The organism is Alcanivorax sp. 24 (assembly GCF_004360225.1).
In the GTDB taxonomy this organism is placed as follows: domain Bacteria; phylum Pseudomonadota; class Gammaproteobacteria; order Pseudomonadales; family Alcanivoracaceae; genus Alloalcanivorax; species Alloalcanivorax xiamenensis.
On the sequence record NZ_SNUA01000014.1, the window covers coordinates 38427 to 50949 of the forward strand.

A 12523-nucleotide genomic window follows, 5' to 3' on the forward strand; every position below is an offset into this window, starting at 1 on the left:
CCACGGGCAGTACCGAATACAGACTGAATACAGACTACCGATTTTATAGGAGCAGGACCTTGGCTAACTCACCGCAAGCACGCAAGCGTGCGCGTCAGGCGGAAAAGCGTCGTCAGCATAACGCAGCGATGCGTTCCATGGTGCGCACCTACCTGAAAAAGGTGAACGCGGCCATTGCCTCCGGCGACCAAGGCGCCGCTCAGGAAGCTTACAAAACGGCGACCTCCGTGCTGGACAAGGCCACCCGCAAGGGTAAGTTTCACGCCAACAAGGCCGCTCGCCACAAGAGCCGCCTGAACGCCAAGATCAAGGCCATGTCCGCCGCCTGAATCTAGCGTTCCACGAAAAAAACCGGCTTCGGCCGGTTTTTTTATGTCCGCCATCCAGGGCCGCCACCCCGCGAGCCGTTACAGAGCGCAGCGCCCGCCCCTATAAGGCCAACATGGCCACGCCCCCTATCCGAACACCACCATATTATCCCGGTGCACCAGTTCTTCTTCGTTCATATAGCCGAGCACCCCGGCGATTTCCGAGCTTTTCTTGCGACAAATCCGGCGCGCGTCGGCGGCATCATAGTTGACCAGCCCGCAAGCCACCCGCTCCCCCTGCTCATTCTCGCAGACCACCATCTCACCACGGGAAAACTGCCCGAACACATCCACCACTCCCACCGGCAATAAACTCGACCCCGCCTGCCGCAGGCGGCGCACGGCGCCCTCGTCGAGCACCAGCCGCCCACGCATGCGCAAGTGCCCGGCCAGCCACTGTTTGCGGGCATTCAACGGCGAGGTATCCGGCATCAGCGTGGTACCGGGTGCCTGCCCGGCCCCCAGTTCCCCAATCACATCAGGACTGCGTCCGGAAGCGATGGTGGTAATGGTGCCAGAGCGGGCCGCCAGTCGCGCCGCCCGCACCTTGGTGGCCATGCCGCCCCGCCCCAGCCCGGAACCGCCGCCGCCCGCCATACCAACAATGGCGGGGTCCGAGGCGCGGGCCTCGCGGATCAGTTTGGCATCCGGTTTTTGCCTGGGGTCGGCGTCATAAAGGCCCTCCTGGTCAGTGAGGATCACCAGGCGCTCCGCCTCCACCAGATTGGCCACCAGCGCCGCCAGGGTGTCATTGTCACCAAAGCGGAATTCGTCGGTGACCACGGTATCGTTCTCATTCACCACCGGCACCACCGACAGCCCCAGCAGGGTCAGCAGAGTGGCGCGAGCATTCAGGTAACGCTTGCGATCGGACAAATCATCATGAGTTAGCAGCACCTGGGCGGTATGCCAGTCATGGCGGCGAAAACAGGCCTCCCAAGCCCGCACCAGCCCCATCTGACCCACCGCGGCGGCGGCCTGCAACTCATGAATGGACTCGGGCCGGCGCTGCCAGCCCAGCCGGGTCATTCCTTCGGCGACGGCACCGGAGGACACCACCACCAGGTCGACCTCCTGCTGGTCCATGAGCCGCACCAGGCGATCCACCCACTGCTGCATCAGCTGCCGGTCCAGGCCCTTGCCATCATTGGTCAGCAGGGCGCTGCCGATTTTCACTACCCAACGTGCGCGTCGCGCCATGGTGCACCGTCTTCCTTTAAGAGCCTGCTTACGAGGTCGCGGCCCTATTGCTCGTAGATGATCTCCACATCGTGATCATCGTCATCGTCGTCATCATTGTCGTCACGGCGGCGCCGGTTTTCCCGCTTGATCTCCTGAACCCGTTCGCGCGCCTCCTGCTCCAGGCGCGAACGCAGCTCACGCTGCCCGGCGGCATACTCCGGGTCCTCTTCCTCAAGCCGCCGACGGTCTTCCAAGGCGTTCATCAGTGCGTACACCAATTCCTCGCAGCCAACCCCGGCGGCGGCGGAAATCATGTGCACCGGCCCTTCCCAGCCCAATTCCTCGACGATGGCATCAGCCCGCTCACGGGCCTCGTCATCGGCCAGCAGATCAATCTTGTTAAACACCAACCAGCGCTCCTGCTCGGCCAGTGCCGGGGAGAAGCGGTCCAGCTCATCGGCGATGGCATCGACGTGATCAGCCGGGTCACCATCCATCGGAGCGATGTCCACCACATGCAGCAGCAGCCGGGTACGCGCCAAATGTTTGAGGAAACGGATACCGAGACCCGCCCCCTCCGCCGCGCCTTCGATCAGCCCCGGGATATCCGCCACCACGAAGCTGCGATAGCGATCCACCTTCACCACACCCAGATTCGGCACCAGGGTCGTGAACGGGTAATCCGCCACCTTGGGCTTGGCCGCGGAAATGGCGCGAATAAGGGTGCTCTTGCCGGCGTTCGGCATGCCCAGCAGCCCCACATCCGCCAGCACTTTCAGCTCCAATCGCAGGCGCCGGGACTCCCCCGGGGTGCCCTTGGTGGTCTTACGTGGCGCCTGGTTGGTGCTGCTCTTGAAGTGCACGTTGCCAAGACCGCCACGGCCGCCACGCACCACCATCGCCTGGTCGCCGTCTCCGGCCAGATCCGCCAGCACCTCGTCGGTATCCACGTCGATGATGGTGGTCCCCACCGGCACGGTAAGAACCACATGATCCGCGGATTTGCCAGTCATCTGGCGCCCTTTCCCTGGCTCACCGTTACGCGCCTTGAAAATGCGCTCGTAGCGATAATCCACCAGGGTGTTGAGATTATTGTCGGCCCGCACGAACACGTGCCCGCCAGCACCACCGTCGCCGCCATCGGGGCCACCGAATTCCACATATTTTTCACGACGGAAACTCAGGCAGCCATCGCCGCCCTTGCCCGCATGGACATCAATGATGGCTTCGTCGACGAATTGCATTGTGAAGGACTCTTGAAAAGCGTAAGGGATAGTTTAGCGCGAGGCGCGGGGTAAGTTCACCGCTGCGACGGTCCGCAAGGTGATATCCATGGACGGCGGGTAACAAAAACTCGTCGGGAACGATTTTGACATTACGATAGCAATGACCCAAAGGATGGCCGCCATGGACGGTACTCACAAAAAACCCCGCGGGAGTGAACCTCGCGGGGTTTTTCAGGCCGATCCGCGGGGATCAGGCGACCGGTTCGATCACCACATATTTGCGGTTATTCGGGCCTTTCACCTGAAACTTAACGCGGCCTTCGGCCTTCGCGAAGATGGTGTGATCTTTACCGATACCGGCGTTCACACCAGCATGAAAGCGGGTGCCACGCTGACGAACGATGATTTCGCCCGCCTGAACCAGCTGGCCACCATAGCGCTTCACGCCAAGGCGTTTGCTTTCGGAATCGCGACCGTTACGAGTACTACCACCGGCTTTTTTATGTGCCATGTCTCAATCCTCCTGCCTTGACCAGAATCAGCCTTGGATCCCGGTAATTTTCACCGCCGTGTACCACTGACGATGACCCTGCTGCTTGCGATGATGCTTGCGGCGGCGGAACTTGACCACATGGATCTTCTTGTGGCGGCCCTGCTCGACCACTTCGGCGCTGACCTTGGCGCCTTCCACCAGCGGCTGACCTACTTTAATGTCGTCGCCATCGGCAACCAGCAGAACCTGGTCGAAATCGATGGTTTCACCGGTGCCTACTTCAATTTTCTCCACGCGGAGGATATCACCCTCCTCCACACGGTACTGTTTGCCACCGGTTTTGATGACTGCGTACATCCGTCTTGCTCCAGATGATCCTCGCGGGCGGACCTGCCTGTCTTGTCCCTGCAAACCAGGAGACGGGGGTCGCTTTGGGGGCCCGTTGGACGATGACTAAAAAGGGCCGCGAAGTGTACGCCAAAGCAAGCCGCGACTCAAGCCCGGGGCGCCGAATGGCGGGCATCGGCTGCCCGCTGGCGGCTTTTCTTGACTGCCCGCCGCCCCCTGCTAGCATTGCCCGCTGTTCGCGCCCATTCTGCTGGATTGCTGCCCCATGGATTTTAAGGCCATCAGTTCCAACGTCGCCGACGATTTCGAGGCGGTCAACCGCTTCATCCAACACCACCTGGATACGGATGTGCCGCTGATCCGCGAGGTCGGTGAGTACATCATCCAATCCGGCGGCAAGCGTCTGCGCCCCCTGGTGTGCCTGCTCTGCGCCCGTGCCGCCGGCTATTCCGGCGACAAGCACGTCAACGTCGCCGCGGTCATCGAATTGTTGCATACCGCCACGCTGCTCCACGATGATGTGGTGGACGAATCCGGTTTGCGCCGCGGCCGCCCCACCGTCAACGCGGTATGGGGTAACGCCGCCAGCGTGCTGGTGGGCGACTTCCTGATCTCGCGCTCGTTCCAGTTGATGGTGGCACTGGAGGACCAGCGGCTGCTGGAAATCCTGTCCCTGAGCACCAATACCATCTCCGAGGGCGAGGTCCTGCAGTTGATCAACTGCCGTGATCCGGACACCAGCGAAGAAAGCTATATGCGGGTGATCCACCACAAGACCGCGAAGATGTTCGAGTCCGCCGCGGAAACCGGGGCCGTGCTGGGCGCCACCGAGGAGCGCGATCAGGCGGAGGCCTTCGCCACCTTCGGCCGCCACCTCGGCATCGCCTTCCAATTGGTGGATGACGTGCTCGACTATCAGGGCGATGTGGAAGAACTGGGCAAAAACGTGGGTGACGACCTGGCCGAGGGCAAACCCACCCTGCCACTGATCCACACCATTCGCAGCGGCTCCCAGGAGCAGGCCAAACTGATCAAGGACGCCATTCGTACCGGCGGGCTGGATCGTCTGCAGGATATCATCCGCATCGTGCGGGATTCCGGTGGCCTCAGCCACACCGTGGCGGTGGCGGAGGAACAGACCCGGCTTGCCCTGGCGGCACTGGAGACGGTACCCGAGTCCCGTTATAAAGAAGCTCTGCGAACCCTGGCTTTGGAATCCCTGAAACGGACCCATTAGAACCTGTTCATAGAGCCCCGAACCGAGACAGATGAGGAAAGACTCATGCGTTCCCTACTGACCGTTCTGATTGCCGCCCTGGTTGTAAGCGGCTGTGCCCTGAGCCCGCAGCGCATTGAGGTCGACCCGCAAGTGCAGGTCAAGGCCTCCAATGTCGGCCATAACCGTTCGGTGCAGGTCATTGGTGTCGATTCCCGCGGCAAGAATGAGTTTGGCAGCCGCGGCGGTGTTTACGACGAAACCGCCCTGCTGATCCCCAGTAACGACATCAAGGCGGCGATCGCCGACACCGTCCGCAACGGCCTGCAAAGCCTGGGCTTCAACGCCTTCAACCCCACCGACGACACCACGACGCTGGAAGTGCGTCTGGAACAGCTGGACTATGTTCCAGAGCCGGGTTCCGTGGTGAACCGGGTCGATCTGAGTCTGGTACTGCAGGCGGAAGCCCGTCGCGGCCCGACCACGCACACCGGCACCTACAAAAGCAGCGTGGAACATAAAACGCCATTCACTCCCTCTCTGGCGCAAAACCGGCAGATGATCAACAACATCCTGGCCAAAGCCATCGAGCGTCTGCTGCAGGACCCGGAAATGCTGGCCTTCCTGGCCGGCGCCGACTTCCCCGGCGATAGCGAGTAAGCGGTTTCGTGGCTGGCCAGGTGAGCATTCACTACTGCCGCCAATGCAACTGGCTACTGCGCTCCGCCTGGTATGCCCAGGAGCTGCTCTCCACGTTTTCGGAAGAACTGGAGGGCGTCACGCTGCGACCAGGCACCGGCGGAGTATTTAAGATCAGCGTGGATGGCACGCTGATCTGGGACCGGGCCGAAGACGGCGGCTTTCCGGAGATCACTGAGCTAAAGCGCCGGGTGCGCGATATCGCCTGCCCTGACCGCGCCCTCGGCCACATCGACCGCCACCCGCCGCAATAATCCGCCACACTGGCGGCGTCAGTCGTTTTCCGGGCGGACACTGACTTCGGGAAACTCCGGCTCCGCCAGCACCACCGTCAGAACCAACGGCTGGCAACAGACGTGGCAGTCTTCCACATACTCCTGATCGCCCTGAGAGGGATCGACCAGAGCCTCGAAGTACTGCCAGCAATGGGGACATTGCACCGATACCGGTATCAGCGTGTCCATGCCCCCTCCGGCAAGGCCAACCGCGCCAGCCACCGCGGTGCTTCTTCCACCGGGCGAGGCGTTCCCTGCCCCCATACAGGCCCCGGCCAGCAAGGGTCGTCGCGGAAGCGAGCGATCACATGGACGTGCAATTGAGGCACCAGATTGCCCAAGGCACCGATGTTGGTTTTGTCGGCACCAGTAACCCGTTCCAATTCCGCCGCCAGCCCGTTGACCACGCTTAGCAGCCGGTGCTGCTCCGGTTCCGCCAGTTGATGCCACTCACGGATTCCCGCCCTGCGCGGGACCACCACCAGCCAGGGAAAACGGCCGTCGCGCAACCAGCGAATCCAGCAAAACTCATCCTCGGCCACGGCGCCGGTGTCCGCCGCCAACCGTTCATGCAATACCACCGCGGTCATAACCTCTCCGTTTAATCCAGGGCACTTCTCGCCATGCCACGCCATCCAGGCTAGCATGATACGCCAAAATTATTAGAGCCTATCAAGGCTGTGCCGCCATTGGCGGCGTCACATGCTTTTCTGTCTGGGGGGACGGTTATGGAATGGGTGGCCATCGTCACGGTGCTTGCCTTGCTGCAATGCGCCCTGTTCAGCTTCCTGGTGGGACGGGCCCGGGTCAAATACCAGATCCGCGCGCCATCCGTGACCGGACATGAGTTATTTGAACGCAGCCACCGAATCCATGCCAACACCGTGGAACAGCTGGTGCTGTTCCTGCCGGCGCTGTGGCTATGCGGCTGGTACCTGGAGCCGCGCGCGGCGGCGGTGGTGGGCGGCCTGTTCCTGATCGGCCGCCAGCTCTATTTCAATCATTACCTGGAACAGCCCCGGGATCGCGGCACCGGCTTCCTGCTTGGCTTCCTGGTGACGCTGACGCTGTTGCTGGGCGCGCTTGGCGGTGCCGTCAGTTCACTGATCCTTCATTGAACACGGCCGGTTCCGCCACGCTCTCCACGGGACAGGGCGTCCACGGGGAGTCCTAGCCGCGATAGTCCGACGGGCTCTTGCCAGTCCAGCGGCGGAACGCACGGGCAAAGTTGGAGGCATCGGAATAACCCAGCGCGGCGGCGATGTCGTCCACCGAGCGCCGACTTTGTGACAGGTATTCCACCGCCAGCCCCTTTCGCAGATCATCGAGCAGCGTCTGATAGCTGGTGCCCAACTGCTGCAGCTTGCGTTTGAGCGTTCGGGAGGACATGTGCAGCTCACTGGCCACTTCCTCGACGCCCGGGAACCGGCCCGAGCGCGCCAGAATGATTCTGCGCACCTGGCCCAACAGTGGCGGCGGCGCCTTGATATGGGCCAGTTCCTGCTCGCATTGCACTTCCGCCAGACGCGCCAGACGTGGATCCGCGAAGCGCAGCCGGTATTGCAAACGCTCCGCCGGAAAGCGCATCTGACTATAGGCGCAATCAAAATATACCGGCACCGGTATCAGCGGCCTCAGCCGTTGAAAATAATCCGGCTCCGGATAGGAAAAGCGCAGCTCACCGAACAGCTCCACCTCCGGCAACATCTGCAGCCCCATGAAGTGGAAACTGGAAAACAGGCTCTCCGTCAGCAACGGCGCCAGATCACCAAGAGACAGCATTTCATTGACCTGCAGCACCGCCCAGTCGCCCTCGACAAAGGACTCGAGCTGAATCAGGGTGCTGCGGATGCGGAAGAACTTCACCGCCAGTTCGATGGCGTCGCCCAGGGTTTCACTGCTCATCGCCGCGTAGCCGAGAAAACCATGGGAAGACAGGGGCGTCGCCGCTCCCAGCTCCCACCCGAGCCAGGGCTCGTTGGTCAGCATCACCGCGCGGCGGGCCACCCGCCGCAGCAGCGTCGCGGAGACCCGCGATTTCGCCTCGCGCCAGCATCCCCGGCGGACACCGGTTCCATCCAGCAACTGCTCCTCGCTGAATCCACGCTTCTTCATCACTTCCATGAAGGGAATCAGGTACTCCGCGGACACTGCGTATTCTTCGGGATTCATTTTTAGAATTGTCATCTTGCCGTTCCCGTCTTGATCTCTCGCATTGGCCTGAAATGACAGACCTGCACACCATACCCAGCCCCCTCCCCGACCGGCATTGCCCCTGAAGCCCGTCGACCGGGCACCTGCGGTCAACCGCCCCCCTCTTCCCTCCTCTCCAGCGGCCGGCGTACTCTGTAAAACTCCCCCGGCACACATTAAAGGAGAGCATCATGTCGACACTGAGCGGCAAGACCCTGTTCATCACCGGCGCCAGCCGTGGCATCGGCAAGGCCATCGGCCTGCGCGCCGCCCGCGACGGTGCCAACATCGTGTTGTTTTCAAAAACCGCCGAACCCCACCCCAAGCTGCCGGGCACGCTTTATACCGCGGCCGAGGAAATGCAGGAGGCCGGCGGGAAAACGCTGGTGTGCGTGGGGGACATTCGTCACGAGGAAGACGTGGCGGACGCGGTGCAACAGGCGGAGGAAACCTTTGGCGGCCTGGACATTCTGGTCAACAACGCCAGCGCCATCTCACTGACTTCCACCGAAAGCACCGGCATGAAGTCCTATGATCTGATGCATCAGGTCAACGCCCGCGGCACTTTCCTGGCCAGCCGGTTGTGCCTGCCGCTGCTGCGCCGGGCGGAAAACCCTCACATCCTGATGCTGTCGCCACCACTGAATCTGAATCCAGCCTGGTTCGGGCGCCACCTGGCCTACACCATGGCCAAGTACGGCATGAGCATGTGCGTATTGGGCCTGGCGGATGAATACCGGAACCGGGTGGGCGTCAACGCGCTGTGGCCACGGACCGCCATCAATACCTCCGCGGTACGCAATCTCCTGGGCGGCGAACAGTCGGTGCAGGCATCGCGCCAGCCCGAAATCATGGCCGACGCCGCCCATGTCATCCTGACCCGGCCGGCGGCCCGGTGCAGCGGCAACTTCTTTATTGATGATGAGGTTCTGGCGGCGGAAGGCGTGGATCTGGACCGCTACAAAGTGGATCCGTCACTGAGCGATGATCAGTTGCTGCCGGACTTTTTCCTGGACACCTGACCGCCGCGCCCCAGGCGCCGGTGACTGGCAAAAACCGTCACATCCTGCCGCAAGGCGCGGCGCCGAATCGTCAGGCTCACGAAAAAGAAACTGTATCTCATTGATTTTTAATCAAATATAAAAAGCCGCAGGCTGGCACGGTTCTCGCTAACCAAGGGGGAAGACGATCAGGTGAGACATCATGAGCAAAGTCATGCGCCTCGAAGAGCACGACCCCGAAACCGCTCTGGAAAATCTGAACCGGCTTACCGGTCTGGACTTCCATTGCTGGCCTGAGTCATTACTGGAACAAGACCGCAAGCCGCCCCGGCCCCGCCAGCCGCGAGAGGCCGGCAGCAAGTCCCGCCGCACCGCGGGCGGCGCGGCTTGAAGCGCTTGGAGCCTGTTCAAAGTCTTTACACCACCGCACCCGGAGTTCCCTTCTCACCTGATAGAACGTGGGCTCGGCCCTTCGGGTTTTGCGCAGGCTCTTAGTAGTTGGAGATCAACTTGTCCTGAGGATCCAAGGCCATGCCTCTGCGCTGCATATACAGCTCTTCCACGACATAACGCATGGCGGAGTCGGACAGGCCCAGGGTTACCTGGATCTGCTCCACACTGTCACTGAGCCTGAGCTTGACCACTCCGGACAACAACGCGCTCCCCTCCCCCTGAACTTCGGCGCAGTCGACCACCACCGCCTGCTCGCCCTTTTCATCCAGGCAACACACGCGCAACTCCACCCGGCCCCGAGCCCCGGTCACCCGTACCCAGGAGGCCACGTTGAATTCCGCTTCCCATTGCCGGGCCCGAGCCGGCCTTCCCCCCGCCCAGATGCGCTCCGGCACCTTGGCAATAAACGCTTCACTCATGGAATCCATCTCGACATTTATTCTTCAGGCAGTGTACGGACGCCCTGAAATCTCTGCCACGGGCAATTTGGCGGGCCCAGGTTGATACGCATCACAAGGCCGACCAACGGACGTTGTTTTATTGTCCGACAATCAAAACCGTGTCCCGTCACGACACCCCGTACTCTGGGCGCCACACTTTGGCGAATCGTTCCCGCCAAACCCTTTTCTCCGGCGACGCCATGGCGCTTGCCGATCCCCAAACGACCCGCTGACGAGAGGCGATCCATGGGCGAGTTGAAAGAACTGCGTGAAGAACGGGCCAATCTGGTCAACCGTGCCAAAAGCCTGGCCAACACCCTGTACCTGGCCGGACTGGGCGCTTACAGCAAGGCCAATGAGAAATCCGAGGAGCTCTACGGACACTACCTGTCCACCGGAGCCCAAGACTACGGCGACGAGGCCGAGGGCAAATCAAAACTGGCTCTGGCCAGCCGCGGCCTGTTTCTCAGCGCCCGCCAGCTGGTCGACGAGGCGCCGCGGAAACGCCAGGAGCTTTACGAAAACCTGGTTGCCGCCGGCAAGGAAGAGCGCGGCGAAAAAGCGGAAAGTAGCAACGAGTTCGTGCTGGCGGGTGTGGGCGCCGTTTCCACCGTGCGCCAACAAGGCCAGAAACTGCTGGATGAGCTGGTCAGCGCCGGCGAGAAAGAGCGCGCCTGATTCTGATTTCTGTCACTTCTCTCCTTACTTGGGGCCCTTATCGGCCCCTTTTTTTGGTTCACGATGATTCCAGCGCGGTAGTCCGCCGCTCGGCGCCGCAGCTCGATACAGCAGATTTATCAATAAATTACCCGCGCCCATCATAATGTTGTTCGGCCAGCCCGTTTTGGGATCAGGCCTGCAAGGCCTGACCGATCACTTCGACGATCTGAACACCTTCCGGTGTCGACCAGTCCCCCGCCAAACCTGCCAGCAACTGGTTCGTGCCCAACAGCGTGGCACCCGCACGTTGCATCCGGTCAAGCGACAGATCATCGGCCGTCTTACCGGGTGAACCTCCAGCATCGGCCACGACCAGCACTTCATAGCCAGCCTCCAACAGGGTCAGCACTGGATACACCGTACACACGTCATTCGTGACCCCGGCGACGATCAACGTTCTGCGCCCGGTCGCCTTTACGGCCGCAGCGAACTGGTCGTCAAACATGGCATTGACGATGCCCGCGCGCTGGATGCGCGACTGGAACTGCTGGGGCAGTATCTCCGCGAGTTCACTCAACAGCGGACCTTGGGCATGGTCTTCCATGCTTGATGTCAGTACCACAGGCAATCTCAGGATGCGGGCAGTTTTGGCGAGCATTAGCGCGTTGCGCTTCATTTCCTCGAAAGGGATCGATTTCACCCAGCTCATCGTACCGACCTGATGGTCGATGAGCAGGACAGCGGCGTCACGCCAGAAGGCACGGTTGTCTGTCATTGCAGTTCTCCGGATACGCAAGGTGGACTCCGGGGCGCCACCCAGCCGTGATCACACTATCCAGCGAACCATATTTGGTGTAAATACGGAAAATCTCATTTATGAATCCCATTTTTGGCACAATGAAAGCAAACCACACCACAGACCATTTGCGAGACATGAGTCTGTTCGTCGAAGTGGCGCGAGCCAAGAGCTTTCGCCGCGCGGCAGAGGCACTGGGCATGCCAAGCTCGACGCTGTCACGCCGGATACAGGCATTGGAGAGGGCGATCGGCTTGCGCCTGCTGCACCGCACAACACGCCACATCGAGCTAACCGAAGCCGGACAACTCTATTTCGAGCGCAGCCGAGGCATCGTCGAGGAAGCCCGTCTGGCACACGAACAGCTCGGCGAGCTTGTGTCGCAGCCACGCGGCGTGCTTCGCGTCTCCCTGCCGGTGGACTTCGCCATCGTATTCCTCGCCCCACACCTGCCAGAGTTCTGCCGCCGCTATCCTGGTATCGCGCTCGAGTTCGATCTGACGCCGCGCCGCGTCGATCTCGTCGCCGAACCTTTCGATGTAGCGATCCGCATGGGGATACTGACGGATTCGCACCTTGTCGGCCACAAGATCGCCCATGTGCAGCGCTGTCTCTATGCATCGCCGTCCTATCTGGATGCACATGGCGAACCAGCAACGCCAGACGAGCTATCGCAACACGAATGTCTTCTTTTTCCGAACGAAACTCATTGGACACTGCTGCGTGACAGCTCTAAGCGCCAAGTCGCCGTGAACGGCAGGTTTCATCTTAACAACGTCGGCATGATGCAGCGCCTGGCCACGTATGGCCTGGGCATCGCACTGCTCGCCCGGTCCAGCGTGCCAGATACCACGGGGGTGAGCACCCAGCGCCTCCAGCAGGTATTGCCTGACTGGCAGGCAACGCCCATTGAAGTGCATGCGCTCACTGAAACCCGCCTGCTGCCAGCGAAAGCCCAGCGCTTCATCGAGTATCTGAAAGAGCACTTGGCACAGTAGGCGGCACGAGCCGCGCCCGCTTCGAAACGACCCACCGGGAATTAGCGGCAGAAATACGGGCGGGAACGATTGCCTTCCCAAACGTGCGATGATCACCAATCCGATTCGCCAACCGCGCCGTTCAATGCGCGCGCTCACAGCAGTTGTAGAGAGAGCGGACTCGGATCTGCGGATA

18 protein-coding genes are annotated in these 12523 nt (G+C 61.3%); 9 read left to right on the forward strand and 9 right to left on the reverse strand.

The window, feature by feature from the left end; translation table 11 throughout:
- Positions 1 to 59: 59 nt before the first annotated feature.
- A complete protein-coding gene (rpsT, locus tag E0L37_RS16810) occupies positions 60 to 329 on the forward strand; it encodes a 30S ribosomal protein S20 (protein ID WP_026949548.1) in 270 nt (89 codons plus the stop codon).
- 126 nt (positions 330 to 455) lie between these two features.
- Here rpsT and proB read toward each other — a convergent pair whose 3' ends face one another.
- The 4 genes from proB to rplU form a co-directional block, all read right to left on the reverse strand.
- A complete protein-coding gene (gene proB / locus E0L37_RS16815; RefSeq protein WP_133492856.1) occupies positions 456 to 1568 on the reverse strand; it encodes a glutamate 5-kinase in 1113 nt (370 codons plus the stop codon).
- Positions 1569 to 1612: 44 nt separating this feature from the next.
- Positions 1613 to 2794, reverse strand: a complete 1182-nt coding sequence (gene cgtA / locus E0L37_RS16820; RefSeq protein WP_133492857.1) for an Obg family GTPase CgtA — start codon at positions 2792 to 2794, stop codon at positions 1613 to 1615.
- A 232-nt stretch (positions 2795 to 3026) separates the two neighbouring features.
- Positions 3027 to 3287, reverse strand: a complete 261-nt coding sequence (rpmA, locus tag E0L37_RS16825) for a 50S ribosomal protein L27 (protein ID WP_133492858.1) — start codon at positions 3285 to 3287, stop codon at positions 3027 to 3029.
- A 27-nt stretch (positions 3288 to 3314) separates the two neighbouring features.
- A complete protein-coding gene (gene rplU / locus E0L37_RS16830) occupies positions 3315 to 3626 on the reverse strand; it encodes a 50S ribosomal protein L21 (protein WP_133492859.1) in 312 nt (103 codons plus the stop codon).
- Between the two features lie 256 nt (positions 3627 to 3882).
- Between rplU and E0L37_RS16835 the strand changes: the two genes are divergently transcribed.
- The 3 genes from E0L37_RS16835 to E0L37_RS16845 are packed head-to-tail and all read left to right on the forward strand — an operon-like array spanning position 3883 to position 5786.
- A complete protein-coding gene (locus E0L37_RS16835) occupies positions 3883 to 4854 on the forward strand; it encodes a polyprenyl synthetase family protein (RefSeq protein ID WP_133492860.1) in 972 nt (323 codons plus the stop codon).
- Positions 4855 to 4899: 45 nt separating this feature from the next.
- Positions 4900 to 5493 (forward strand): YajG family lipoprotein, encoded by a 594-nt coding sequence (locus E0L37_RS16840; protein ID WP_133492861.1) that lies wholly within the window; start codon positions 4900 to 4902, stop codon positions 5491 to 5493.
- An 8-nt stretch (positions 5494 to 5501) separates the two neighbouring features.
- The gene (locus E0L37_RS16845) at positions 5502 to 5786 is read left to right on the forward strand and encodes a SelT/SelW/SelH family protein (RefSeq protein ID WP_133492862.1); all 285 of its coding nucleotides are present in this window, start codon (positions 5502 to 5504) and stop codon (positions 5784 to 5786) included.
- Positions 5787 to 5804: 18 nt separating this feature from the next.
- Here the strand turns inward: E0L37_RS16845 and E0L37_RS16850 are convergent, their stop codons facing one another.
- Together E0L37_RS16850 and E0L37_RS16855 are read right to left on the reverse strand one after the other, a co-directional pair.
- Positions 5805 to 5996, reverse strand: coding sequence for a CPXCG motif-containing cysteine-rich protein (locus tag E0L37_RS16850; protein ID WP_133492863.1), 192 nt, complete (start codon positions 5994 to 5996; stop codon positions 5805 to 5807).
- Positions 5984 to 6397: an HIT family protein gene (locus E0L37_RS16855; RefSeq protein WP_133492864.1), complete on the reverse strand. Its 414-nt coding sequence runs from the start codon at positions 6395 to 6397 to the stop codon at positions 5984 to 5986. Before E0L37_RS16855 ends, E0L37_RS16850 begins: the two co-directional genes overlap by 13 nt.
- 138 nt (positions 6398 to 6535) lie before the next feature.
- Here E0L37_RS16855 and E0L37_RS16860 point away from each other — a divergent pair, with 138 nt between their 5' ends.
- A complete protein-coding gene (locus tag E0L37_RS16860) occupies positions 6536 to 6925 on the forward strand; it encodes an MAPEG family protein (RefSeq protein ID WP_133492865.1) in 390 nt (129 codons plus the stop codon).
- Between the two features lie 52 nt (positions 6926 to 6977).
- Here the strand turns inward: E0L37_RS16860 and E0L37_RS16865 are convergent, their stop codons facing one another.
- Positions 6978 to 7994, reverse strand: a complete 1017-nt coding sequence (locus E0L37_RS16865; protein ID WP_133492866.1) for an AraC family transcriptional regulator — start codon at positions 7992 to 7994, stop codon at positions 6978 to 6980.
- Between the two features lie 197 nt (positions 7995 to 8191).
- Between E0L37_RS16865 and E0L37_RS16870 the strand changes: the two genes are divergently transcribed.
- On the forward strand, positions 8192 to 9022 hold the full coding sequence (locus tag E0L37_RS16870; protein WP_133492867.1) for an NAD(P)-dependent oxidoreductase: 831 nt from the start codon (positions 8192 to 8194) through the stop codon (positions 9020 to 9022).
- 181 nt (positions 9023 to 9203) lie between these two features.
- A complete protein-coding gene (locus E0L37_RS16875) occupies positions 9204 to 9392 on the forward strand; it encodes a hypothetical protein (RefSeq protein WP_133492868.1) in 189 nt (62 codons plus the stop codon).
- 100 nt (positions 9393 to 9492) lie between these two features.
- Here E0L37_RS16875 and E0L37_RS16880 read toward each other — a convergent pair whose 3' ends face one another.
- Positions 9493 to 9873, reverse strand: coding sequence for a hypothetical protein (locus tag E0L37_RS16880; protein ID WP_133492869.1), 381 nt, complete (start codon positions 9871 to 9873; stop codon positions 9493 to 9495).
- Positions 9874 to 10140: 267 nt separating this feature from the next.
- Here E0L37_RS16880 and E0L37_RS16885 point away from each other — a divergent pair, with 267 nt between their 5' ends.
- Positions 10141 to 10572 (forward strand): hypothetical protein, encoded by a 432-nt coding sequence (locus E0L37_RS16885; protein ID WP_133492870.1) that lies wholly within the window; start codon positions 10141 to 10143, stop codon positions 10570 to 10572.
- Between the two features lie 172 nt (positions 10573 to 10744).
- Here E0L37_RS16885 and E0L37_RS16890 read toward each other — a convergent pair whose 3' ends face one another.
- On the reverse strand, positions 10745 to 11329 hold the full coding sequence (locus tag E0L37_RS16890) for an isochorismatase family protein (protein WP_133492871.1): 585 nt from the start codon (positions 11327 to 11329) through the stop codon (positions 10745 to 10747).
- A 101-nt stretch (positions 11330 to 11430) separates the two neighbouring features.
- Between E0L37_RS16890 and E0L37_RS16895 the strand changes: the two genes are divergently transcribed.
- The gene (locus E0L37_RS16895) at positions 11431 to 12348 is read left to right on the forward strand and encodes a LysR family transcriptional regulator (protein ID WP_240687493.1); all 918 of its coding nucleotides are present in this window, start codon (positions 11431 to 11433) and stop codon (positions 12346 to 12348) included.
- Positions 12349 to 12523 lie beyond the last annotated feature (175 nt).

What these genes read in the sequence shown, in the direction of transcription:
- rplU (WP_133492859.1), bottom strand. Translation starts at nt 3,626, where the DNA reads ATGTACGCAGTCATCAAAACCGGTGGCAAACAGTACCGTGTGGAGGAG.
- E0L37_RS16895 (WP_240687493.1), top strand. Translation starts at nt 11,431, where the DNA reads ATGAATCCCATTTTTGGCACAATGAAAGCAAACCACACCACAGACCAT.
- E0L37_RS16855 (WP_133492864.1), bottom strand. Translation starts at nt 6,397, where the DNA reads ATGACCGCGGTGGTATTGCATGAACGGTTGGCGGCGGACACCGGCGCC.
- proB (WP_133492856.1), bottom strand. Translation starts at nt 1,568, where the DNA reads ATGGCGCGACGCGCACGTTGGGTAGTGAAAATCGGCAGCGCCCTGCTG.
- E0L37_RS16860 (WP_133492865.1), top strand. Translation starts at nt 6,536, where the DNA reads ATGGAATGGGTGGCCATCGTCACGGTGCTTGCCTTGCTGCAATGCGCC.
- E0L37_RS16875 (WP_133492868.1), top strand. Translation starts at nt 9,204, where the DNA reads ATGAGCAAAGTCATGCGCCTCGAAGAGCACGACCCCGAAACCGCTCTG.
- E0L37_RS16835 (WP_133492860.1), top strand. Translation starts at nt 3,883, where the DNA reads ATGGATTTTAAGGCCATCAGTTCCAACGTCGCCGACGATTTCGAGGCG.
- E0L37_RS16885 (WP_133492870.1), top strand. Translation starts at nt 10,141, where the DNA reads ATGGGCGAGTTGAAAGAACTGCGTGAAGAACGGGCCAATCTGGTCAAC.
- E0L37_RS16880 (WP_133492869.1), bottom strand. Translation starts at nt 9,873, where the DNA reads ATGAGTGAAGCGTTTATTGCCAAGGTGCCGGAGCGCATCTGGGCGGGG.
- rpmA (WP_133492858.1), bottom strand. Translation starts at nt 3,287, where the DNA reads ATGGCACATAAAAAAGCCGGTGGTAGTACTCGTAACGGTCGCGATTCC.
- E0L37_RS16840 (WP_133492861.1), top strand. Translation starts at nt 4,900, where the DNA reads ATGCGTTCCCTACTGACCGTTCTGATTGCCGCCCTGGTTGTAAGCGGC.
- E0L37_RS16865 (WP_133492866.1), bottom strand. Translation starts at nt 7,994, where the DNA reads ATGACAATTCTAAAAATGAATCCCGAAGAATACGCAGTGTCCGCGGAG.
- E0L37_RS16890 (WP_133492871.1), bottom strand. Translation starts at nt 11,329, where the DNA reads ATGACAGACAACCGTGCCTTCTGGCGTGACGCCGCTGTCCTGCTCATC.
- cgtA (WP_133492857.1), bottom strand. Translation starts at nt 2,794, where the DNA reads ATGCAATTCGTCGACGAAGCCATCATTGATGTCCATGCGGGCAAGGGC.
- E0L37_RS16870 (WP_133492867.1), top strand. Translation starts at nt 8,192, where the DNA reads ATGTCGACACTGAGCGGCAAGACCCTGTTCATCACCGGCGCCAGCCGT.
- E0L37_RS16850 (WP_133492863.1), bottom strand. Translation starts at nt 5,996, where the DNA reads ATGGACACGCTGATACCGGTATCGGTGCAATGTCCCCATTGCTGGCAG.